This window comes from Dyadobacter beijingensis DSM 21582 (assembly GCF_000382205.1).
GTDB classification, from domain to species: domain Bacteria; phylum Bacteroidota; class Bacteroidia; order Cytophagales; family Spirosomataceae; genus Dyadobacter; species Dyadobacter beijingensis.
In genome coordinates this window covers 483,230-504,320 of sequence record NZ_KB907789.1, presented here as the reverse complement: position 1 = coordinate 504,320, position 21,091 = coordinate 483,230, and the positions used below count along the sequence as shown (strand labels likewise).

Sequence of the window (21,091 nt, the reverse complement as noted above, 5' to 3'; positions counted from 1 at the left end):
TATCGACCTCTTTTTGCTTATTTCCGGGTATCGGGATGATCATATCGCATCCGCATTTAATCCTAAAACCCAGGAATACTGCCTATGAACTTGCTCAGGTTGCTGCCGCTGCTATTTGTTTTTGTGTTATTCCAATTCGTCGGCCCTGCTGATAGCGATAGGCTGGGGTATATTGCCGAGCCGCCGGCCGAAGTTGCCTTGCGGGCTGTGCAGAATGATAAAGAGCAGACTATCAGCATTTTCCGGGGTAATGAAACGAAACCGATTCTTACTCAAAATGCCAAGGCGGACTTCCGGCCCTATCTGCACCCCATTGTGGCGCCGGACGGCAAAGGTGTCCTCACCGAATACAGCCCTGGCCACCACAAGCATCAGACGGGCATTTACTGGGGCTATACCCGTGTGAACGGACGCGACTATTTCCATCATCCGACAGATGGTTATTGGAAAAAAGTATCCGCAAGCGTGATCGAAGCGAAAGGTGCGGAAGTGAAATGGCAGACCGTCTACCACCTGCTGGACTCCACCGGGGCGGCTGTTTTGACCGAAACACAAAACTGGTCGATGCGTGTGAAGGATGGCAAATACCTCCTCGACCTGGAATGGAACGGCGAGGCGAAAACCGACGTGACGATCGGCAAATATGACTACGGCGGCCTGTTTGTACGCATGCCGTGGAAAGAGGGCATTAAAGGCGAGGTCGTGAATGCGGCACGCCAGAAGAACGAAAAGGCGGAGGGCCAGGCTGCGATGTGGGTGGATATCGGTATGCAGGTACCCGGCCGCAACGACCTGGCGCACATTGCCATTCTGGACCACCCATCCAATAAGGGCTACCCGCAGACGTGGCGCGTCGACGGGCAGCTGGGCGCCGGGCCCGCCCGTGCACGCAAGGGCGACTGGCATATCAAAAAGGGCGAAACGGAAATCATCAGGCATGAGCTGGTGGTTTATACGGGTGATTTTAAGGATGTTGAATTGAATAAGACATTCGGCGAGTTTATCGGTAACACCGGTCAGTATAATACGACAGCGCTTTGGGCATTGGCGCAAAAAGAGGGTAGGGAGGCCAAATTCCTCAGCGCACAAGAAGCGGTGGCAGCGATGACCGTTAAGGAAGGCTACCAAGTGAATGCATTCGCCTCCGAACCGATGATGACGCAGCCGATGGCCTTCTGCTGGGACGACCGCGGTCGGATGTGGATCGCCGAGAACAAGGACTACGAATCGCGTGGAAAAGGTTTTTCCAATGCCGGCACCAGTCGCATACTCATCCTCGAAGATACCGACCACGACGGCGTGGCCGATAGCAAGAAGGTATTCATGGAAGGCATCGCGTTCCCGGCTGCATTGGCGGTGGGGTTCGGGGGCGTATTTGTGGGCGCGCCGCCTAACCTCCTTTTTGTCCCCGATAAAAACGGCGACGACAAGGCGGATATGGACGATATCGAAGTCCGGCTCACGGGCTGGGGTATCCGCGACCGCCACGAAACGCTCAACAGCTTCCATTGGGGGCCGGACGGCTGGTTATACGGTTTACAGGGTTTTGCGACGCCCTCCAAAGTAGGCAAGCCGGTTGGAAAAGGTAAATTGTACAAACATAACGACACATTTCCCGAGAACATCGAAGTGGAAGATGGTGTGGATATTAATGGCGGCGTGTGGCGGTACCATCCTACCAAACGCAAATTCGAAGTGGTGGCGCACGGTTTCAGCAATCCATGGGGTGTCGACTACGATGCCAAGGGCCAGCTGTTCATCACGGCCTGCGTGATCCCGCATTTGTGGCATGTGGTACCCGGCGGCATTTACCACCGGCAGGGCGGCCAGCATTTCAACCCGTATGTGTATAATGATATTAAGACCATCGCCGATCACAGCCACCGCTCGGCGCATGGCGGGGCGCGCATTTACCTTTCCGATGCATTTCCGGCATCCGAGCGTGGGAAAATATTCATGGCCAATATCCACGAGCACGGCATTCTTTCTGACCAACTGATTGCCAAAGGCTCCGGCTTCTCCGGCAAGCATAGCGACGATTTCCTGATGGCCAACAATGCCCAATGGGTCGGTTTCAGCATGGAAATAGGGCCGGAGGGAGGCATGTATATCCTCGACTGGCACGACGCCGACATCTGCGGCTCCGACGTGCTCAATTCCGAAACCGGCCGGATTTTCAGGGTAATGCCCAAAAACTCCCTCGCCGAAAACTGGAAAGGACGTTATGATGATCTTACCAAATTCAGCGACGCCGACCTGGCCGCACTCCAAACCACCAAAAGCGAATGGCATGCCCGACGCGCGCGGGTAATCCTCCAAAGCAGGGCGGCGAACGGCAAAATTTCCCAGGATGCTATCGCGAAATTGAATGCATTATATCAAGCCAAGGACAATGCCGACAACCGCCTCCGTGCGATGTGGGCACTGAAAGTGACGGATAATCTGGATAATGCGGCATTAAAGCAAGCATTGTCGGACGCGGATGCGCACGTACGCGCCTGGGCGATCCAGTTTCTGTGCGAGGATGCGCAGCCTGCTGCGGAAGTCATTATTCAGTTTGCGCAAATGGCTATGAATGACCCGTCGCCCGTGGTGCGGCTGTACCTGGCTTCAGCCGTGCAACGACTGGATGCCAATGCGAAATGGAGCATTGGAAAAGGTCTGCTCGCGCACGCGGAGGATGCGGGGGACCATAATTTACCTAAAATGATCTGGTTCGGTATAGAGCCGCTGATGAAAGACAATGCTCCAAAAGCATTGGAATTGGCCGCAGGAAGCAAAATTCCGATGGTGACCCAGTTCATCGCACGCCGGTTGGTTGATGCGGATCAAACTAACATACTTGTCGCAAACCTCGGGAAATCAACGGCCAACCGCGTCGACATTCTGACCGGCATGCGCGACGGCCTGGAAGGTCGTACCGACATTAAAACCCCCGAAAACTGGAATGCCGTTTATGCCAAACTCAAACAGGCCGATAAACCTACCGCGCAGCTAGCCGCAGACCTGGGCAGGCATTTCGGCGATACCGAATCCGCGAAAACCGCATTGGCGGCATTGAAAAACAAATCCGCCGCATTAACCGAGCGAACAAAAGCCCTGCAATCCCTGGCCGCCCGGCAGCGCCCCGAACTTGCTGCCGAGTTGCCCGCATTGCTGAACGACAATGCGTTACGCCTCGACGCGATCCGCGCGGTGGCCGGTTACGACAGCGAGCCGTTGGCGAAGCAGCTCATCGATGCCTATCCGAAGTTCAATGCGCAGGAAAAATCCGAAGCCGTGCAAACCCTGGCCTCGCGCCCAAAATCGGGCTGGCTCCTGACACAGGCCATTTCGAAGAATGTGATCCCTAAAAAGGACGTCCCGACCTACGTCGCCCGCCAGCTACGCCGCGTGGTCGGCAGCGGCTTTGTGGAGGTATGGGGCCCGATAGACCACGTCGCATTTGACGAGAAAGCCTACAAGAAATACCGGACCCTGCTCACCGACAAGGCCGTAGCCGATGCCAGCAAAACCCGTGGCCGCCTTGTATTCCAGCGCACCTGCGCGCCTTGTCACAAATTGTACGGTGAAGGCGGCAGCATCGGCCCTGAGCTCACCGGATCCAATCGCGCCAACCTCGATTACCTGCTTGGCAACATCCTAGACCCCAGCGGCGAGATCCAGGACGACTACAAGATGGTCGTCATCGCCACCCGCGACGGCCGTACCTACGTAGGCAACGTAGCCAAAGAAACCGACCGCCAGCTCACATTACGGATCGTGGGGCAGGATGCAGTCAATATCAACAAATCAGACATTCAAACCAGGGAAGTAACCCCTTCCTCGATGATGCCGACCGGGCTGCTGGATAATCTTTCGGAAAAAGAAGTGACGGAATTGATTGCGTATTTGCGGACGACGGCACAGGTGCCGTTGACGAAGTAACTAACGCAACCCAAACATCTCGTCACCCAATTCCTGATGCGCCGAAGCATATTGTAAAACCGATTTGACAAAATCATTTAAGGTAACATCATATTGCGAAGCCAGCAACGCAATCTTTTTATGCAGATCGGAAGAAACCCGAACGTTAAAAACGCCCTTGTAAGACTTCTCCGGCGCCTTTCCAAGCGTTTTACAGGTTTCAACGTAATCGTCAACAGCCTCTTTCATCCCCTGTTTAAGTTCTTCCACCGAAGTCCCTTCAAAAGTGACAAGGTCATTAACTCCGATCAACTTCCCGAAAAACACTTCATCGGCCGAGCTATAATGGATATTGGCTGTATAACCTTCGTATGCTAGCGAGTTAATCATTTTTGATTTTTCCATTGTCTTTGAGCGTTGTAATGATCTGTTCAATCACATATGATTTCACGATAGGAGTAGGATGAGGCGATAGTGTGTAACTGATATTAAGTTACAAACGTAACGAATTTCCAAATGTTTGCAATCTTGTGACGTTCCAAAATTTTTATGATTCAATCCTCTTCCTCCTCAACCCCCTCAAAATAATTCAACACCGTCATCAGCGGTAGGGTGGTCTTGTCGGCGGCGTTGGACATTTGGATCACTGCCCGGTCAATGGAATTGGGGTCAAAGCCTGAGAAATACCCCTCGATCACTTCTCCGGGGCGGAGTTGATAGGAGATGGCTTTGTTAATGTATTTCGAAGCGCGTTTTTGCAAGCCGGTGAGTTGCGGGGCGGACATGGTATTTTCAGATTGTTTCGTCGAATAAATGCGGATAGTATGGTTTGTAACGGTATCGATACGCCGGAAAGTTTCCGCCACGAGGAGGGTCTCAAAGATGGCGTTCAAAATCCATTCCAGGATGAGTCTTCATAGGGTTTCCGAACAGAAAGTGCCGGCGACGGACAAAAAAGCTTATTGGGAAGAAATGGACCGGCTTTTTGAAGAAATTTCTGCACTAGATTACGGAATTCTGAAAAATCCGCATATCAGGGTCTAGTATTCTTCTTTAAATAGTCAAAACGCAAAATAAAATTCTACTATTAAAAATTTTCTCAAAATTTTTTACAAAATCGTCTAGGGTTTTTACGGGGTTAGTTGCCTATATATGCGCAACGATATTCCTAAACCTATGTACCAACGCTTTACCGACGAACAGCTCGTGGACCTGCTCCAACAAAGCAACGCCCGCGCATTCGAGGAGATCTATGCCCGGTATTGGTACCGGCTGTTCGGTATCGCGTTTCAGGAAACCGGCACGCGAGAAGAAGCCGAAGAACTGGTGCAGGATGTGTTCGAAAACCTCTGGCACAAACGAGAGGATTCGCTCATCCGCCATTTGAAGGCCTACCTGGTGGTTTCCATGAAACACCGCATTACCAACTACATCAAGTCCTGCATTACCCAGCGAAAATACCAGGAGTATCTGATCCTGAACGAGATACGGCAGTCTTATGGCACCGAGGAGATTGTCCGCTTCGAGGACCTTTCCCGCGCCGTGGATGAGGTAATGAAAAAGCTACCCGAAAAAACGTGCGAGGTGTTCCGGCTCAGCCGGTTCGAAAACCAGTCGGTGAAGGACATTGCCGAGCGGCTGAGCTTGTCCGAAAAGGGCGTCGAATACCACATCACGCAGTCGCTAAAAGTCCTGAAAGATCAGCTCAGGGTTTATAATTCAGATCATTAGCCTGGAAACCACATCAACATGAATCAACACGAGTTCGACATATTATTGCAAAAATACCTGGCCGGAACATGCAGCTCCGAGGAGGAGCGGCAGGTGCTCGAATGGTCGGAGCGGGTGCACTCGCTGGCTCCGGAACCGCTCGCCGGTACGGAAGCACGGGCCATGGAGCAAAAAATCTGGAAAAAAATCCGGCAGAATGCTTTGCCGGCACGCCGCTGGGACATGCCCGTCGTGCGGATGGGGATGGGGATTGCGGCGGCAGTGCTGCTGACAATGGCCCTTTATGTGTTCAGGCCGGGAATTTTCGGAAGCTCAACTGAGCCGGTGGCTAGCCAAAATATACCGGTAAAGGATGTGACCTCCGCTAAAAGCGGCTTTTTGATAGTCAAAAACACGAGCGGTTCTGAACGTTCGCTGACGCTGGAAGACGGGTCGGTAATCGTGCTGGCAAAGGAAAGTACCCTGCGCTACCCCAGGCATTTCGACCCCAAAAACAGACAGGTGGAGCTGGAAGGCGAGGCCGTTTTCAATATTAAACGCGATACTTCCCGGCCATTTTTCGTGTATTCCGGCGAGCTGGTAACGCAGGTGCTGGGGACGAGTTTCAAGGTGACGTCGTTCGGGAATGCGCGGACGATCGAGGTGCAGGTGCTGAGCGGGAAGGTTTCGGTGTATGAAAACCAGGAAAAATCATCCCAAAGCCGCAATGGCGTCGTTCTCAGGCCTAACCAGAAGGTTACATTCGATAAGGAAGCCAAAAAGCTGGTCCCGGAACTGGTACCTGCGCCGGTGATGGTGGAACCGCCGGTACAGAAGCGGGAACTGGCATTTGAGGAATCGCCTTTGCAAACGGTACTAAACGCTTTGCAAAAGGCATACGATATTGAAATAGTGGTCGAGAACCCGGCCCTGAACAACTGCACATTTACGGGCGACATTACCGGACTGCCGCTGCATACCCAGCTCCGTTTCATTTGTAAATCGGTGAATGCGGACTACGAACTCCGCGGAACAAGCTTTTTCGTAAACGGCGAAGGCTGCCCGAAATAACCAAACCCTGACCCCCCGTGACCACACCTGACAAACCCTGACCACACCTGACCACACCTGACAAAACCTGACCACACCTGACCACACCTGACAAACCCTGACCACACCTGACCACACCTGACAAAACCTGACCACACCTGACCCTAACGAGCGCCTATGCCAAAACCCTGATCTACAAAAAAAGCCAATAATGCTGCGAACATTACTGGCCTGACAACATCCGCCCGAAACGCCAATCCCGGAACGGATGCTCTTGTTTCTGAGTCTCTTACAAATCAAAAACATTTTAAAATTATGCAAAAAACCATATCCGTCAAACGGTTATTGATTCGTGCTATGCAAATAACTGTCGTACAGCTGCTTTGTTCGGTGATTTTCTGCGGGTTATCGTTTGCGGCTGAAACGCGGGCGCAGGAAATCCTGCGGCAGGAAGTGTCGCTCACGGTGCAGTCGGCGGAGGTCAAAACCGTCCTTGCCCGGCTTGAAAAGCAAACCAGCATCAAATTCATTTACAGCGGCAACAGCATCAACGCGCGCCAGCGGGTGTCGGTAAATGCCGTGAACAGCCGGCTTTCCAAGGTGCTCGATGAGCTCCTGACACCCCTCAGCGTGAGCTATGAGGTCGTGGATTCACACATTTTGCTGCACCGCAAGCCAGCGGAACCCGTGCAGGCACCCGACATAAAATCGGTGATCCGCAAGCTGACCGGCTCGGTGGCCGACGAAAGAGGCGACCCATTGCCCGGCGTGAGTATTCTCGTGAAAGGCACCCAAACGGGTACCACCACCAATGCGGATGGTAAGTTCACCCTGGACGTGATAAGTGACAATGCGGTGCTGATTTTCAGCTTTGTAGGCTACATTGCGCAGGAAGTACCGGTGGGCAGCCAGAGCGAGATCAGCATTAAAATGGCGCCCGAAGCGAAGTCGCTCAACGAGGTGGTGGTGACGGCTTTGGGTATTGCCAAAGACAAAAAGGCATTGACCTACGCGGTGACCGAGGTGAAAGGCAGCGAGTTCACCCAGGCGCGCGAAGCCAATCTGGGCAACGCATTATCCGGTAAGATCGCGGGCGTGAATGCCACCAGCACAGCCAACGGCGCAGCAGGTTCGAGCCGCGTGATTATTCGCGGCAACGGTTCGCTCAGCGGGGATAACCAGCCGCTGTACGTCGTGAACGGAATTCCTATTAATAATGCTAATCAGGGTTCGCCCGGCACGTGGGGCGGGACCGACAACGGCGACGGCTTGCTGAGCATCAACCCCGACGATATCGAAAGCATTTCCGTCCTCAAAGGCGGCACGGCGGCGGCGCTTTACGGCTCGCGCGCTTCAAATGGCGTTATTCTGATCACGACGAAGTCCGGTAAGGGGCAGAAAGGACTGGGCGTAGAGTTTAATTCCAACTTCACATTCGAACGCCCGCTGACATTCTCGGACTGGCAATATCAATACGGCGCCGGTTCGCGCGGCGTGGCACCTACCTCGCAGGCGGAGGCTATTTCCTACGGCCGCACCTCATGGGGTGCGAAGCTCGACGGCTCGATGGTCATGCAGCCCGACGGTGTCGAAAGACCCTATTCTGCCCAGAAAAACAATATCAAAAACTTCTACGATACAGGCAGCACGTTCAGCAACACGCTGGCGATCAATGGCGGCAACGAGACGACCAATTTCCGGTTTTCGGCTTCCAATATGGATAACAAAGGCGTCGTGCCGAATTCGTCCGTCAATCGTAAGACATTCAATCTCAGCGCTTCATCCACTTTGGCCAAAAAGCTGGTCTTCGAGGGAAATGTGCAGTACAATATCGAGCATGTCAAAAACAGGACGTTCGTTGCCGATTTTACCAAAAATCCGAATGCATCGGTGCAGGTAGCGGCTACCAACCTCGATATCCGTACGCTTTCGCCAGGTTACGATGATCGCGGCTACGAGGAGCTTTGGAACGATTACGTGTTTGTAATGAACCCTTATTTCGCTGTTAATAAAGTAAAAAACGAGGATGATAAGCGTCGCGTAATCGGCTCATTCAATACACGTTATAACTTTACCGACTACCTGTATGTGCGCGGCCGACTGGGTATCGACCAGTTTTCGATCCGCGGCGTGGACATTACGCCCACGGGAACGGCCTACAATACGCAGGGGGAAATGTCGACGCGCCGCGTGACCACTTATGAAACCAATGCCGAGGCCATTCTGGGTTTCAACAAAGAGTTCGGCCGGTTTTCCGTGAATGCGATCGCTGGCGGTAATAAAATGTACAACAATACCAATGGTGTTACCGCGACCAGCGGAAGGTTGAATGTGCCTTTTAATTACTTCATTACCAATGGCAGCAGCCAGAATTACACGGAAGTGGCGCGTGAATTCGGCATCAACTCGCTCTTCGCGTCGGCGGATATCGGTTTCAACAACCTGCTTTACCTGACACTTACCGGCCGCCAGGACTGGTTTTCGACGCTTTCTGCTGACAACAACACGCTGTTTTACCCCTCGGTGGGTTTGAGTTACGTGTTTTCCGATGGTTTTAAAACCAAACCTTCCTGGCTGGACTACGGAAAGGTGCGTACCTCTTGGGCCAAAGTGGGTGGCGGCGCGCCGGATCCCTACGGCCTCTCGCTCGCCTATGCCGCGCCTGCACAATCGCATTTGGGCCAGCCTCTGATGAATATCAATGGCGGCACCATCCCGAACGCGCAGCTGAAACCGTACACTTCGACTACTACGGAGTTCGGTATCGAAACCAAGCTGTTTGGCAACAAGCTCGGCGCGGATATAACTGTCTATGACCGTACTACCACAAATGACATTGTCAATGCAACGGTCCCGTTTTCAACGAGTTATACCAATGTGTCGCTGAATGTGGGTAAGGTCCGGAACCGCGGGATCGAATTGTTGCTGACGGGCTCACCGGTGAAATCGGCGAATGGTTTCGGCTGGGATGTGAGCTTCAACATGGCGTATAATAAAAATACGGTGGTCAAAATTGCGGACGGACTTACCAGCCTCGCATTGCCGGGCGCGATCGCACGTACGCAAAATGGATTTGTGTACCACTTCGAAGGCCAGCCGTTCGGGATGATCTCGGGTTACCGCGCCAAAACGGATGCGAATGGCAATGTGGTCTACAACCGCGACAGCGGCCTGCCTTTGCAAAGCGCATTCACGGCACTGGGCCGCGGTGTGCCGCCATTAACCCTCGGCCTGACGAACACTTTCCGCTACAAAACTTTCTCGCTCGGCTTCCTGCTCGACGGCAAGTTTGGTTCGAAAATGTATGTGTCGACGAACGCTTATGCCACGAATTACGGCCTGCACCAGCGCACGGTGGAGAATAACGTCCGCGAAACCGGCGTGACCGTGACGGGTGTAGACCAGGAAGGGGCTGCATTTACCAAAATCATCCCCGCACAGAACTACTACCAGGGCATCGCATTTTCGCTGACCGATCAGTTTGTGTCGGATGCCGGGTTTGTGAAGTTACGCCAGCTGACTTTCGGCTACGCATTGCCGCAAAACATCGTGGCCAAAACACCTTTTCAGTCAGCCAGCCTTTCGTTCGTTGCGCGTAACCTGCTGCTCATTTATAGTCAGGTTAAAAATGTCGATCCGGAATCGAATTACAGCAATGGCAATGCACAGGGTTTGGAGAATTTCGGTGTGCCGCCTACCCGCAGTTTTGGTTTGAACCTCATGGTAAGGTTCTGACAGTGAATGGAATTTGTGTTTGAACTACCAATTTTGACCTTGACATATGATCTATAAAAATATCAGCCTGAAAGCTTTCACGGCCCTGCTCGCAGGCGCCATGTGCCTGACCGCCTGCGACAATGGCTTCGAGGAAATGAACACCAACCCGAATGCCTATACCGACCCGGTGATCGGTAGCCTTTTTTCGTACAGCATTATCAAAACGGCTGGCGACGGCGACAATAATACGCTGTATGCCAATGATAAACTGTCGGGATGCTTCGTGCAGTACTTTGCTTCGCTCAACGCCTGGCAATGGACGGGCGACAAGTACCTGTACAAGCAGGACTATAATAAGGGCCTTTTTGAAACCGCATACAGCAGCGAGTTGAAAGAAACGGCGCAGCTCATTTCGCTACTGAAAGACAAGCCGGATATGAGCAACATGTACCACATTGCGCGCATCTGGCGGGTGTTTATTCTGCATCGGGTGACGGACATGTACGGTGACATTCCTTATTCGCAGGCTGGTTTGGGTTACATCGAGTCGGTGTACAAGCCGGGCTATGACTCGCAGGACCAGGTTTACGCCGCCATGCTCGGTGAGCTCGAAGCCAGCGCGCAGGCGTTGGATGCGGCGAAGGCGTCGTTCGGCGGCGCAGACTTCCTGTATGGCGGCGATGCGGCGAAGTGGAAGAAATTTGCCTATTCGCTCATGCTGCGGCTGGGAATGCGCCTGACCAAAGTCGATATAGGCATGGCCGAAACCTGGGTGAAGAAAGCCATTGCGGGCGGTGTGATGCAAAGCAATGCGGATATCGCCAAGCTGGACCATACAGGCGGCTCGGCCAACAACTGGAATGTGAACAGCTACCTGTTGCAGGGTGGGGAAGGGGTGCCGCCGTCGGCACAGGGTAAGGGTTATTCCAAACTGAATAAAACCTTTATCGACCACCTGAAAGCGACGAAAGACCCGCGCCTGCCGTTCTACTCGACGCTGTGGCAAGGCAATGCCGACCCGGCCAAGCTGGCGCAAACCAGCGCTCCCGACGTTCAGAAAGGCCTTCCGGGCGGTTACGATTACACGACGATCAAAGACCTGATCCCGAACTGGACGGACAATATGCAGGCTGAATATTCGGAGATCAATATCAACACGATCGCCGCCCTGGCCGCTCCGACGATTTTCCAGGCCTATTCCGAAGTATCGCTCCTGCTCGCCGAAGCCGCTTTGCGCAAATGGACGACGGGCGATGTGAAAACCTATTACGACAATGCCGTGAAAGCCTCGATGGAATCGCAGGCACTGTACCCGGGCAACGTAACGGTCACCCCCGCGCAAATACAGGCCTACCTGACCGCGAACCCGTACAACGCGACGACGCTGGACGCCGGCATGAAGCAGATCCACACCCAGTTCTGGGCCTCGCATTTCATGAACAACATCGAAGTGTACGCCAACTGGCGCCGCACCGGCTACCCCATACTCGTGCCGACCAACTACGCCGGAAACGAAACAGGCGGCACCATCCCGAGAAGGCTGCGCTACCCCGAGTCCGAGGCAAGCCTCAACCGCGAGGCATACAGCGCCGCCGTGAGCAAACAAGGCCCGGATTTATTCACGACGCGTATTTGGTGGGATAAATAGGGGGCAAAGGAGGAAAGGAGGAATGGAGGAAGGAGGAATGGTCTAATTCAGGACGCGACCCCCGCGGGGTCTTCTACGTTCGATGCGATTTTTCCCTTGCCACCCTTCCTCCATCCTCGTTCTCCTCCATCTCTTCCCTTCCTCCCTCTCCTTCCTTTTTAATGAGCAAAATCAGATAGAACAAAACCAGTATTTTGTTGCACCGGGGCGGCTTTTGGTTTAAATTCATAATTCAACCAAAAACCAGGACTATGCGTGCATTTCCCAAATTGCTATTTGCTATTGCCTTGTGCGTCACGGGATTCGGTTCTTTTGCGGCCGATCAGCCCGAAACGTTGAAAATAGGTGCCCAGGCGCCGGATTTCAACTTACTCGGCGTGGACGGCAAGCGGTATTCGCTCAAAAGCTTCGCCGGCGCGGATATCCTCGCCATCGTGTTCACCTGCAACCATTGCCCCACCGCACAGGCTTACGAGGAGCGCATTAAAAAGCTTACTGCCGATTACAAGGCGAAGAAAGTGGCCGTCATCGCCATTTCTTCCAACGACCCCAAAGCCATTCTGCTCGACGAGCTCGGCTACACCGACATGAGCGACACCTACGCCGAAATGAAGCTCCGGGCGAAAGATATGGCCTATAATTTCCCTTACCTCTACGACGGCGACGACCAGAAGATCGCCTTAGCATACGGGCCGGTAGCTACACCCCATATTTTCATTTTCGACAAAGCCCGAAAACTGCAATATAACGGTCGCATCGACGACGTCGAAAAACCGACCGGCACCCCGAAGAATATCGATGCGCGGAACGCTATCGAAGCCATGCTGGCGGGAAAACCGGTGCCCGTACCTGCTACCAAAACTTTCGGATGCTCGATGAAATGGGCGGCCAAAGAGGATAATGTCAAGAAAGAGCAAACCGCCTGGGCAAAAGAGCCTGTCACCCTGGAAACGATCGACGAGGCGGGTTTGAAAGAATTGATCCAGAATCAATCCGACAAGCTGCGGCTCATCAACGTGTGGGCTACCTGGTGCGGGCCGTGCGTGACCGAGTTTCCCGATTTCATGGTGATGCACCACATGTACCGCCGCCGCGATTTCGAATTCATATCGATCAGCGCCGATAACCCGGATAAGAAGGACAAGGCTTTGAAGTTTTTGCAAGGCAAATTCGCTTCCAACAAGAACTATATTTTCAATGTGGAGGACAAATACAAGCTGATCGAAGCGGTAGATCCGAAGTGGCAGGGCGCTTTACCGTATACCATACTTGTGGAACCGGGCGGCAAGATCGTCTATTCGCAGCAAGGGCCGATCGACCCCGCGAAAATGAAGAAGCTGATCGTCGAGAACAAGTATGTCGGACGCTACTACTAATCCCATATTCAAACAACCAACCTGACTTTATGGAAGACCAAGACTTTTCAAGACGCCGGTTTTTGGGCACTTCGGCCCTTGCGGCGGCGGGTTTCGTAATGGCCCGCACCCCGATTTTCGGTGCTTCGGCGTATATTAAGAAACTCGGCAAGCCCAACTCGCTCTTCAACGGCGTGCAGGTAGGCGCTATTACCTATTCTTGGCGGAGCCTGCCGGGCAGCGCGGAGGATATTTTGAAATATTGCATTGAAACCAATATCAGCGCGATCGAACTCATGGGACCAACCGGCGAATCGTTTGCAGGTGCGCCCGAAGCGCCGCCGCGCCCGAACCTCGCGCCCGGCCCGGATGGCAAACGCCCGGAAATGACGGACGAGCAGAAGGCCATCCAGAAAGAATACGCCACCAAAATGGCGGAATGGCGCGCAAAGGTATCCATGGATAAATTCGTGCAGCTGCGCAAGATGTACAACGAAGCCGGTGTGAGCATTTACGGTTTCAAGCCCAATGCATTGAACGCCAACAGTACCGATGCGGAAGTGGACTACGCATTCCGCGCCGCCAAGGCACTCGGCGCCAACCAGGCAAATGTGGAACTCCCCAACGACCCCGCGCAAACGAAGCGCCTGGGCGACATTGCAGCCAAAAACAAGGTGTATTGCGGCTACCACGGCCATACACAGCAAACTCCGACCTGGTGGGATACCGCATTGAGCCAGTCGAAATACAATGCGATGAACTTCGATATGGGCCATTACGTGGCGGCAGGCTTCGACCCGTTCCCTTTGCTAGAAGCCAAGCACGACCATATTGTGAGCATGCACGTGAAGGACCGTAAAAACAAGGAGCACGGCGGGGCCAATGTGGTGTGGGGCCAGGGCGATACGCCTATCGTAGCGGTACTGGAAACGATGCGCGCAAAAAAATACAAATTCCCGGCCACCATCGAGCTGGAATATGAAATCCCGGCAGGTTCCGATGCATTGAAGGAAACAGCCAAATGCGTGGAATTCGCAAGGAAAGCCTTGGGCGCGTAGTGCGTTAGCCTTCTTTGTTTTGCACTAAAAATCAGGCACCGGCCCTGTACCCTTTTCGAAATTCGGCGGGGGTATGGCCGGTGTTTTTCTTGAAAAACTGGTTGAAATTGGGCTGATCGGCAAAGCCGATGCTGTAACTGATATCCTGCAATGTCCAATCCGTTTGCACGAGCAGTACCTTGGTTTCCTCGAGCAGCCTGTTGCGGATATGCGTGCTCACATTTTGCCCCGTGTGTTTTTTAAGCAATGCATTTAAATGGTTGGGATGAATGCCCAGGCTGTCTGCGAACTCCTTGGCCGTTTTAATGCGAATAGGTGTTTCCTTGTTGATCTGCGCCGTTTCACTTTCCAGCAGGTCGAAAAACCGGTGAATATGGTGGTACTCGTCCGAAACGTCGTTGGCTTTCGGGAAATGCGCCACGCGGGAGCTTTCGACCATAATCAGCTGCAAATAAGCCTCCATCGCCTCCTGGTTGAACGCGTCGCCGACCAGCTCTTCCTCCTGCATCCGTGCGAAGAAGCGCGTGAGTACAGGCACGTCCGCAGGCGCGAGACGGATCACGCTTTTGCCCTTGTCCGTGAAAAGCCCGAACTTCTCGATCGTCGCCTTCAATGGCGGGTGCGCATTGATAAACGACCGTTTGAAAAGGCAATAATAGCCCGCAGAAAGATCATCCGGTCCGTCGGCCGACAGGTTTTTCCAGGAAATGATGTCATTGGGATGGATGAAAAGGATGGTAGGCTCGTCGATGTACCACGTATTGAGGCCCAGCGAGAAAATACCGGCGCCGCCGGTGATCATGAGTATTTTGTAAAAATCGCGGCGGTTGGGCGAGAGGTAATTGCGGCATTCGTGCTGCTCGCGGTTGAAGGTCCGGATGGTCCAGTCCTCAAAACTTTCGCGCAGGACCGGGATCAGGCCCGGCAGGTCGCGCAGCATATCGATCGCTTTGCTATCCAGTGTTTTCTCCGACATGGGATTACGTTTTTGAAAGTTCAGGAATAAGGGGACGCATTGCCCGAGCCATGCGCCCCCATAACACGCAAGGCGGTCACGCGGGTTCAGCGGCGACATCGTCGTGGTCGGTTCCGGTGATCACATCGTACCATTCCCCGATTTCTTGCTCAAATGCGGCCGTTTTCGCGCGGAAACGTTCGAGGGTGTCTTTGCCTAACGGTAAATGTACGGGTGGATTTTCGGCATTACCAAGTTTAATGAGCGCCTGTGCCAGTTTTTTCGGATCGCCAGGTTGCTTTTTGTTCACTTCGGTCGCGAATGCGCGCATGGCACCGACCGTATCAGCGTAATCGGCGATCTCGTTGGAAGTGCGGGTAAGCGACGAATGGTCGAGGAAATCCGTGCGGAAGAAGCCAGGCGCCACCACAGTCGCATGAATGCCCAGCGGAGCAAGTTCGAGCGCCAGCGCCTCGGTAATACCTTCGATCGCGAATTTCGTGGAGCCATATACGCCCCAGCCGAAATAGGCGCTCAGTCCGCCTACCGACGAAATATTGATCACGTGCCCGGCGCGTCTCACCCGCATGTACGGCAGCACGGCGCGGGTAACATTCAGGGTGCCGAACACATTGGCCTCGTAGTTGTTCCGGACTTCCTGTGCCGTAGCCTCTTCCACTGCGCTCAGCAGCCCGTAGCCGGCATTGTTGAGCAGGATATCTATTTTACCAAAATGCTGGATGGCCTGTTCCGCGGCTTCTTTGGCCTGTGCCTCATTGGTGACGTCGAGCGTCACGACGAAAAGACCTGGATTGTGGTCAAATTGCGCAGCCAGCTCGCCCGCTTTACTTCTGACGGTAGCCACCACCTGATCGCCGGCAGCCAGTACCGCTTTGGTAATTTCCAGACCGAAACCTCTCGAAGCCCCGGTAATGAACCATGTTTTAGGAGTATTCATTTTTCTTGTCATTTTTGTTCGTAATGGATGATACAAAGATGACACACCGCCTCCGCCCGGGACTTGGGCGGATTAACGGGGTTTTTATGAATGTCAAAGATGGGTCAGCCGGCGGGGCAAAAAGGATTGATAATCGTGAGCTGCCCTCGACGACCAGCTTCTCGGCTATTACACTTTTTTCTTGGTGTGTGTCAATAAGATAAATAATGATGTTGGAATCCTACGAATGCATTAGTCAAAGTCATTGGCTTCGTTTCGATCAAATTTAAATTTTGACATATCGATGCGAGGAAACCGTGAGTATCGTTCGTGTATTTCCTCTAAAGACGCTGCTTTGCGAGGTTTTTCTCTTCTTTCAATGGATGCGGTGACGCGGATATTCTTTCCAACAAAGTCAGCAGGTATCTCGATTGTGACCAATGTTGTTTCAGGAGTGATGGTTTTGCTTACCATGTCAAGTGCGTTTTTGTTTAATCAAATCTAGAAAATTTCCGGTAAATATTTTTTCGTACGAAATTTTTCCTACCTTTGAAAAGTTGAATGAAAAATACCCGGATGGAACCTACAAAATCAGAATTGGAAATACTGCAAGTGCTATGGGAACATGGCCCGTCGACCGTGCGGTTTGTGAATGATAAACTCAATGAAGAAAAGCGCGCCGTGCAGTATTCGTCGACGTTGAAACTCATGCAGATCATGGCCGAAAAAGGCATTGTACTGCGCGATGAGAGCAGTATGAAGCATATTTACAGTCCTGCCGAGCCGGAGGACAAGACGAAATCGGCGCTGCTGGAACGTTTCGTGGACTCGATGTATAAGGGCTCGGCGTCGAGCCTGGTGATGCAGCTTTTCGGGAACAAGAAAACATCCGCCGAAGAGCTCAGTGAAATCAAGGACTTTCTGAAAAACCTGGATCAGTAATTATCAAAAGGTAACAATAATTAGCCATGGCCTGGAACATCATCGATCAGCCCGCAGCATACCAATGGATTGAGGCATTGTGCCTCACGCTTATGCATTCACTCTGGCAGGGGCTCGTGGCCGCGATCCTGGCCGGCGGTATCCTGTTGTTTACCCAAAAAAGTAAACCTGTGCTGCGTTACAACCTCCTCGCTTCGGTGATGCTGTTGCTCATCGCCGGCACGGTGCTGACATTCCTTTTCTCCCTAGAAAAATCCGGTGTGGTTCCCGGCGCGGCAAAGCCGTTTTCAGGAGAGTGGGTGGCTAGGGCGGTGCTGCAAAACGGCGACACTGTCGTGCAAATGACCGCGGAAACGGATTGGGTCACCCGTATGGTACAGTTTTTCAGCCGGCACGCACAGTTGATCGTGACGGCCTGGTTTGCCGTTTTTGCATTCAAATCCTTGCAGGCGGTCAGTGGGCTTTTTTACCTGAACCGGATCACGAGGTCTGTTTCAGCGCCGGAAATGCGTTGGATAGTCCGTTTCTACGAACTGGCGGAGCGGATGCGGATCAGGCAGGAAATCGAATTGCGGGAATCGGTGCAGGTAACCGTTCCGATGGTGATCGGGTTTCTGAAACCAGTTGTGCTGGTGCCGCTGGGGATGCTGGCAAACCTGCCGGCGGCGCAGGTGGAAGCCATTTTGCTGCACGAACTGGCACATATCCGCCGCCGCGATTACCTGGTGAACCTGCTTCAAATTTTCTGCGAAAACGTCTTCTTTTTCAACCCGGCGGTGCTGTGGATTTCCAAATTGATCCGCGAGGAACGCGAGCATTGCTGCGACGACCTGGCGATCAGCGTCATGCAAAACAAAACGTCCTTCATTCACGCACTCGTATCGTTTCAGGAATATAACCAGTCGAGGCCCGCATTTGAAATGGCTTTTTCCAAAAAGCGCAACCATTTGCTCGACAGGATCAAACGCATTGTCAATAACAATAATAAACCACTTGATGCCATGGAAAAACTATTTGTAACATTCAGTCTGGCGGCGGCCATTACCCTTTCCGCAGCGACGGCGCCTGAAAAACCCGCGAAAAGACAGTTATTACCGACGGTACGGAAAAACCAGCCGGTTGAAAAAATGAACTTGCCGCAGGCACATCCGATGCCGGTGGAGCTTCTGACGACAGACGCGCATTCAACGCCGGAAGAGCACCCCACAGCGGACGAGTTGCTGATGTCGGCCATGAATCTGGTATCGATCGGGGAGTCGGATACGTTGCCCAAAAAGAAAACGCGGACCTCCGAGACGCAGATCCACTCGGCAAACGTGCGCTCGGCCCGGGAAGGTATCAGTACGTATAGCCTTACACGTAACAACAGGCACTATGAGATCGTGCAGCGGAACGGCAAGATGATCTCACTCTTCATCGACGACCAGGAAATTCCTGAAAACGAGTATGCCAGATACCAGCCGGAGGTCGACAAGATCATGGAGGAGGTGAAGGTACAGCATGAGCGGGCCGAAAAGGAGCGCGAGAAGGCCGAGGAAATGCGCAAGTTAGCCGACGAGCAGCGCCGGGAAGCTGATAAGCAGCGCGAAGCAGCCCACGTTATGCGGCTGGAAGCGGAAAAGCACCGGGAAGAAGCGGGTAAGCAGCGCGAAGCGGCGGAAGATTTGCGCAAGCAGGCCGACGAGCAGCGCGTAGTGGCCGAGCTTCACCGCAAGCAAGCCGAAAAGCACAGGGAGGAAGCGGAAGTGCATCGGAAAATCGCCGAAGAGCACCGCAAGGAGGCCGAGAAACAGCGGGAGGCTTATATTAAAATTCAGGAAGGGATCATCGGCGAACTCACAAAAGAGGGGTTGGTGAAAGATAAGGAAAACCTGTCGTACCGGTTATCGGACGAAGAACTGATCGTGAACGGCACGAAGCAATCGGCTATCCTGCACCAGAAATTGAAAGAAAAATACCTCAAAGACATGGGCGACAAGCAGTTTGAATTGCTGTATAATTACCGCAACCAGAACGGCCACCTTAAGACCGGCGTGATCCACCAGCGGGAAGAATAGCAGTAAAACCGCCACCCCGATGTGTTTAATAAGGAGTTACAAAAGACAACTTCCGAACCTATGCATCGCAGGATATTCATCAAAAATACATCGATCGCAGCAGCCGGCGCCGCAATGGTGCCCGGTTTCGCTGTTTCGGGCCAAACTCATCCAGACGAGGCCGATCCGGTGAGGACTTTTCCCGGCCAGGTGGCACAGAACAAGCTTCCCAAATGGAAAGGTTTCAACTTGCTCGATTTCTTCTCGCCCGACCCGGCGAAGGGCCGAAAAGCCACGACCGAAGAGCAATTCAAATGGATGAGCGACTGGGGTTTCGACTTCGTACGCATTCCGATGGCTTACCCCGCATACGTGAAATTCGACCGAAGCCGGAACATTACGCCGGAGGAAGTGTACCAGATCGATGAGCAGGCGGTGGACCGGATCGATAAACTGGTCACGGCAGCGCACAAGCACAAGATCCACGTGAGCCTGAACCTGCACCGTGCGCCGGGATACTGCGTGAACGCGGGATTTAACGAACCGTACAACCTTTGGACGGACCAGAAAGCGCTTGACGCCTTCTGTTTTCACTGGAATATGTGGGCGAAAAGATACAAGGGTATTACCTCGAAACGCATCAGCTTCGACCTGCTCAACGAGCCGAGCATGCGCGCCGACATGAACGATCAGCATTCCAAACGCTCATCCGTGCCCGGCGACGTGTACCGGAAAGTGGCCATAGCAGCCTCGGAGGCGATCCGCAAGGAAAACCCGGGCCACCTGATCATCGCGGATGGTAATGACGTAGGCACGTCGGTCATCCCCGAGCTCGCCGACCTCGATATTGCGCAAAGCTGCCGGGGTTACCATCCGGGCATTATCTCGCATTACAAGGCACCCTGGGCCATGAAGGACCCCGACAATGCGCCCGAACCGAAATGGCCCGGACAGGTAGGCGACCAGTATCTCAGCCGCGCCATGCTCGAAAAGTTCTATAAACCCTGGATCGAGCTCGTAGGAAAGGGCGTGGGTGTGCATTGCGGCGAATGCGGCTGCTGGAACAAAACCCCGCACGACGTATTCCTGGCCTGGTTCAACGACGTCCTCGACATCCTCTCGTCCAATGGCATCGGCTTCTCACTCTGGGAATTCGCCGGCGATTTCGGAGTCCTCGATTCCCGCAGGGAAGACGTAGCCTATGAAGATTGGCACGGCCATAAATTGGATCGGAAGTTGCTGACCTTGCTGATGAAATATTGATTCATTTATTCAATTCAGAAAGCAACCCCGGAATATTCAGACTCTTCGTATACATCTCGATAGATCCGTCGGGCAGGTATTCCCATTGATCCTGCGGGCGGTCCCAGTAGAGTTCTACACCATTGCCGTCGGGGTCGTTGAGGTAGAGGGCTTCGGAAACGCCATGGTCGCTAGCGCCGGTGAGCGGGTAGCCGGCTTTAATGAGCCGGTTCAATGCCACCGCGAGATCCTTGCGTGTAGGGTAGAGGATGGCCGTGTGGAACAGGCCGACGCCGTGCTGTGACGCCGCGGGGGCGCCTTTGCTGTACCAGGTATTCAGGCCGATGTGGTGGTGGTAGCCGCCGGCCGAAATGAATACGGCCTGGGTGCCGTAGCGCGTCGTGATCTCGAAACCGAGCAGGCCGCAATAAAAATCAATGGCACGGTCGAGGTCGGCCACTTTCAAATGCACATGACCAATGCGGGTCTGGGCGGGTATGATATAGTTGTCTGGTTCCATGAATGGCAGGAGGCT

16 protein-coding genes are annotated in these 21,091 nt (G+C 53.3%); 10 read left to right on the top strand and 6 right to left on the bottom strand.

What is annotated here, in order from left to right; translation table 11 throughout:
- The first annotated feature begins 84 nt into the window (after positions 1-84).
- Positions 85-3,927, top strand: a complete 3,843-nt coding sequence (locus H144_RS0120645) for a PVC-type heme-binding CxxCH protein (protein WP_019944010.1) — start codon at positions 85-87, stop codon at positions 3,925-3,927.
- Here the strand turns inward: H144_RS0120645 and H144_RS0120640 are convergent, their stop codons facing one another.
- Entirely contained in the window at positions 3,928-4,311 is a 384-nt protein-coding gene (locus H144_RS0120640) for a type II toxin-antitoxin system HicB family antitoxin (protein WP_019944009.1), read from the bottom strand.
- A 149-nt stretch (positions 4,312-4,460) separates the two neighbouring features.
- Positions 4,461-4,799, bottom strand: a complete 339-nt coding sequence (locus tag H144_RS0120635; RefSeq protein WP_229207955.1) for a hypothetical protein — start codon at positions 4,797-4,799, stop codon at positions 4,461-4,463.
- A gap of 283 nt (positions 4,800-5,082) precedes the next feature.
- On the opposite strand from H144_RS0120635, the gene H144_RS0120625 reads away from it, so the two are divergent.
- The 6 genes from H144_RS0120625 to H144_RS0120595 all read left to right on the top strand — a co-directional run bounded on the left by H144_RS0120625 (position 5,083) and on the right by H144_RS0120595 (position 14,444).
- A complete protein-coding gene (locus H144_RS0120625) occupies positions 5,083-5,637 on the top strand; it encodes an RNA polymerase sigma-70 factor (protein ID WP_026350871.1) in 555 nt (184 codons plus the stop codon).
- Positions 5,638-5,655: 18 nt separating this feature from the next.
- Positions 5,656-6,687 carry a FecR family protein gene (locus tag H144_RS33415; protein ID WP_019944005.1) on the top strand — a complete coding sequence of 344 codons (1,032 nt, stop codon included), beginning with the start codon at positions 5,656-5,658 and terminating at the stop codon, positions 6,685-6,687.
- Between the two features lie 336 nt (positions 6,688-7,023).
- A complete protein-coding gene (locus tag H144_RS0120615; RefSeq protein ID WP_229207954.1) occupies positions 7,024-10,401 on the top strand; it encodes a SusC/RagA family TonB-linked outer membrane protein in 3,378 nt (1,125 codons plus the stop codon).
- Positions 10,402-10,447: 46 nt separating this feature from the next.
- Positions 10,448-12,031 (top strand): SusD/RagB family nutrient-binding outer membrane lipoprotein, encoded by a 1,584-nt coding sequence (locus tag H144_RS0120610; protein ID WP_019944003.1) that lies wholly within the window; start codon positions 10,448-10,450, stop codon positions 12,029-12,031.
- A gap of 251 nt (positions 12,032-12,282) precedes the next feature.
- Positions 12,283-13,407: a redoxin domain-containing protein gene (locus tag H144_RS0120600; protein ID WP_019944001.1), complete on the top strand. Its 1,125-nt coding sequence runs from the start codon at positions 12,283-12,285 to the stop codon at positions 13,405-13,407.
- Between the two features lie 29 nt (positions 13,408-13,436).
- On the top strand, positions 13,437-14,444 hold the full coding sequence (locus H144_RS0120595) for a sugar phosphate isomerase/epimerase family protein (RefSeq protein WP_019944000.1): 1,008 nt from the start codon (positions 13,437-13,439) through the stop codon (positions 14,442-14,444).
- A 31-nt stretch (positions 14,445-14,475) separates the two neighbouring features.
- Here the strand turns inward: H144_RS0120595 and H144_RS0120590 are convergent, their stop codons facing one another.
- The 3 genes from H144_RS0120590 to H144_RS0120580 form a co-directional block, all read right to left on the bottom strand.
- Entirely contained in the window at positions 14,476-15,420 is a 945-nt protein-coding gene (locus H144_RS0120590) for an AraC family transcriptional regulator (RefSeq protein ID WP_019943999.1), read from the bottom strand.
- A gap of 76 nt (positions 15,421-15,496) precedes the next feature.
- The gene (locus H144_RS0120585) at positions 15,497-16,357 is read right to left on the bottom strand and encodes an oxidoreductase (RefSeq protein WP_019943998.1); all 861 of its coding nucleotides are present in this window, start codon (positions 16,355-16,357) and stop codon (positions 15,497-15,499) included.
- A 231-nt stretch (positions 16,358-16,588) separates the two neighbouring features.
- On the bottom strand, positions 16,589-16,810 hold the full coding sequence (locus tag H144_RS0120580; RefSeq protein WP_019943997.1) for a hypothetical protein: 222 nt from the start codon (positions 16,808-16,810) through the stop codon (positions 16,589-16,591).
- 102 nt (positions 16,811-16,912) lie between these two features.
- Between H144_RS0120580 and H144_RS0120575 the strand changes: the two genes are divergently transcribed.
- Genes H144_RS0120575 through H144_RS0120565 form a run of 3 tightly spaced genes read left to right on the top strand, consistent with a single transcriptional unit; the run spans position 16,913 to position 20,577 of the window.
- On the top strand, positions 16,913-17,278 hold the full coding sequence (locus H144_RS0120575) for a BlaI/MecI/CopY family transcriptional regulator (RefSeq protein ID WP_157505001.1): 366 nt from the start codon (positions 16,913-16,915) through the stop codon (positions 17,276-17,278).
- Positions 17,279-17,304: 26 nt separating this feature from the next.
- Positions 17,305-19,335 carry a M56 family metallopeptidase gene (locus H144_RS0120570; RefSeq protein WP_019943995.1) on the top strand — a complete coding sequence of 677 codons (2,031 nt, stop codon included), beginning with the start codon at positions 17,305-17,307 and terminating at the stop codon, positions 19,333-19,335.
- 60 nt (positions 19,336-19,395) lie between these two features.
- Entirely contained in the window at positions 19,396-20,577 is a 1,182-nt protein-coding gene (locus tag H144_RS0120565; RefSeq protein WP_019943994.1) for a glycoside hydrolase family 5 protein, read from the top strand.
- 1 nt (position 20,578) lies between these two features.
- On the opposite strand, the gene H144_RS0120560 is transcribed toward H144_RS0120565, so the two are convergent.
- A complete protein-coding gene (locus H144_RS0120560; RefSeq protein WP_019943993.1) occupies positions 20,579-21,076 on the bottom strand; it encodes a VOC family protein in 498 nt (165 codons plus the stop codon).
- Positions 21,077-21,091 lie beyond the last annotated feature (15 nt).

Excerpts from the sequence above, each read along its gene's own strand:
- H144_RS0120645 (WP_019944010.1), top strand. The coding sequence starts at position 85 with ATGAACTTGCTCAGGTTGCTGCCGCTGCTATTTGTTTTTGTGTTATTC.
- H144_RS0120640 (WP_019944009.1), bottom strand. The coding sequence starts at position 4,311 with ATGGAAAAATCAAAAATGATTAACTCGCTAGCATACGAAGGTTATACA.
- H144_RS0120625 (WP_026350871.1), top strand. The coding sequence starts at position 5,083 with ATGTACCAACGCTTTACCGACGAACAGCTCGTGGACCTGCTCCAACAA.
- H144_RS33415 (WP_019944005.1), top strand. The coding sequence starts at position 5,656 with ATGAATCAACACGAGTTCGACATATTATTGCAAAAATACCTGGCCGGA.
- H144_RS0120615 (WP_229207954.1), top strand. The coding sequence starts at position 7,024 with ATGCAAATAACTGTCGTACAGCTGCTTTGTTCGGTGATTTTCTGCGGG.
- H144_RS0120610 (WP_019944003.1), top strand. The coding sequence starts at position 10,448 with ATGATCTATAAAAATATCAGCCTGAAAGCTTTCACGGCCCTGCTCGCA.
- H144_RS0120600 (WP_019944001.1), top strand. The coding sequence starts at position 12,283 with ATGCGTGCATTTCCCAAATTGCTATTTGCTATTGCCTTGTGCGTCACG.
- H144_RS0120595 (WP_019944000.1), top strand. The coding sequence starts at position 13,437 with ATGGAAGACCAAGACTTTTCAAGACGCCGGTTTTTGGGCACTTCGGCC.
- H144_RS0120590 (WP_019943999.1), bottom strand. The coding sequence starts at position 15,420 with ATGTCGGAGAAAACACTGGATAGCAAAGCGATCGATATGCTGCGCGAC.
- H144_RS0120585 (WP_019943998.1), bottom strand. The coding sequence starts at position 16,357 with ATGAATACTCCTAAAACATGGTTCATTACCGGGGCTTCGAGAGGTTTC.
- H144_RS0120580 (WP_019943997.1), bottom strand. The coding sequence starts at position 16,810 with ATGGTAAGCAAAACCATCACTCCTGAAACAACATTGGTCACAATCGAG.
- H144_RS0120575 (WP_157505001.1), top strand. The coding sequence starts at position 16,913 with ATGGAACCTACAAAATCAGAATTGGAAATACTGCAAGTGCTATGGGAA.
- H144_RS0120570 (WP_019943995.1), top strand. The coding sequence starts at position 17,305 with ATGGCCTGGAACATCATCGATCAGCCCGCAGCATACCAATGGATTGAG.
- H144_RS0120565 (WP_019943994.1), top strand. The coding sequence starts at position 19,396 with ATGCATCGCAGGATATTCATCAAAAATACATCGATCGCAGCAGCCGGC.
- H144_RS0120560 (WP_019943993.1), bottom strand. The coding sequence starts at position 21,076 with ATGGAACCAGACAACTATATCATACCCGCCCAGACCCGCATTGGTCAT.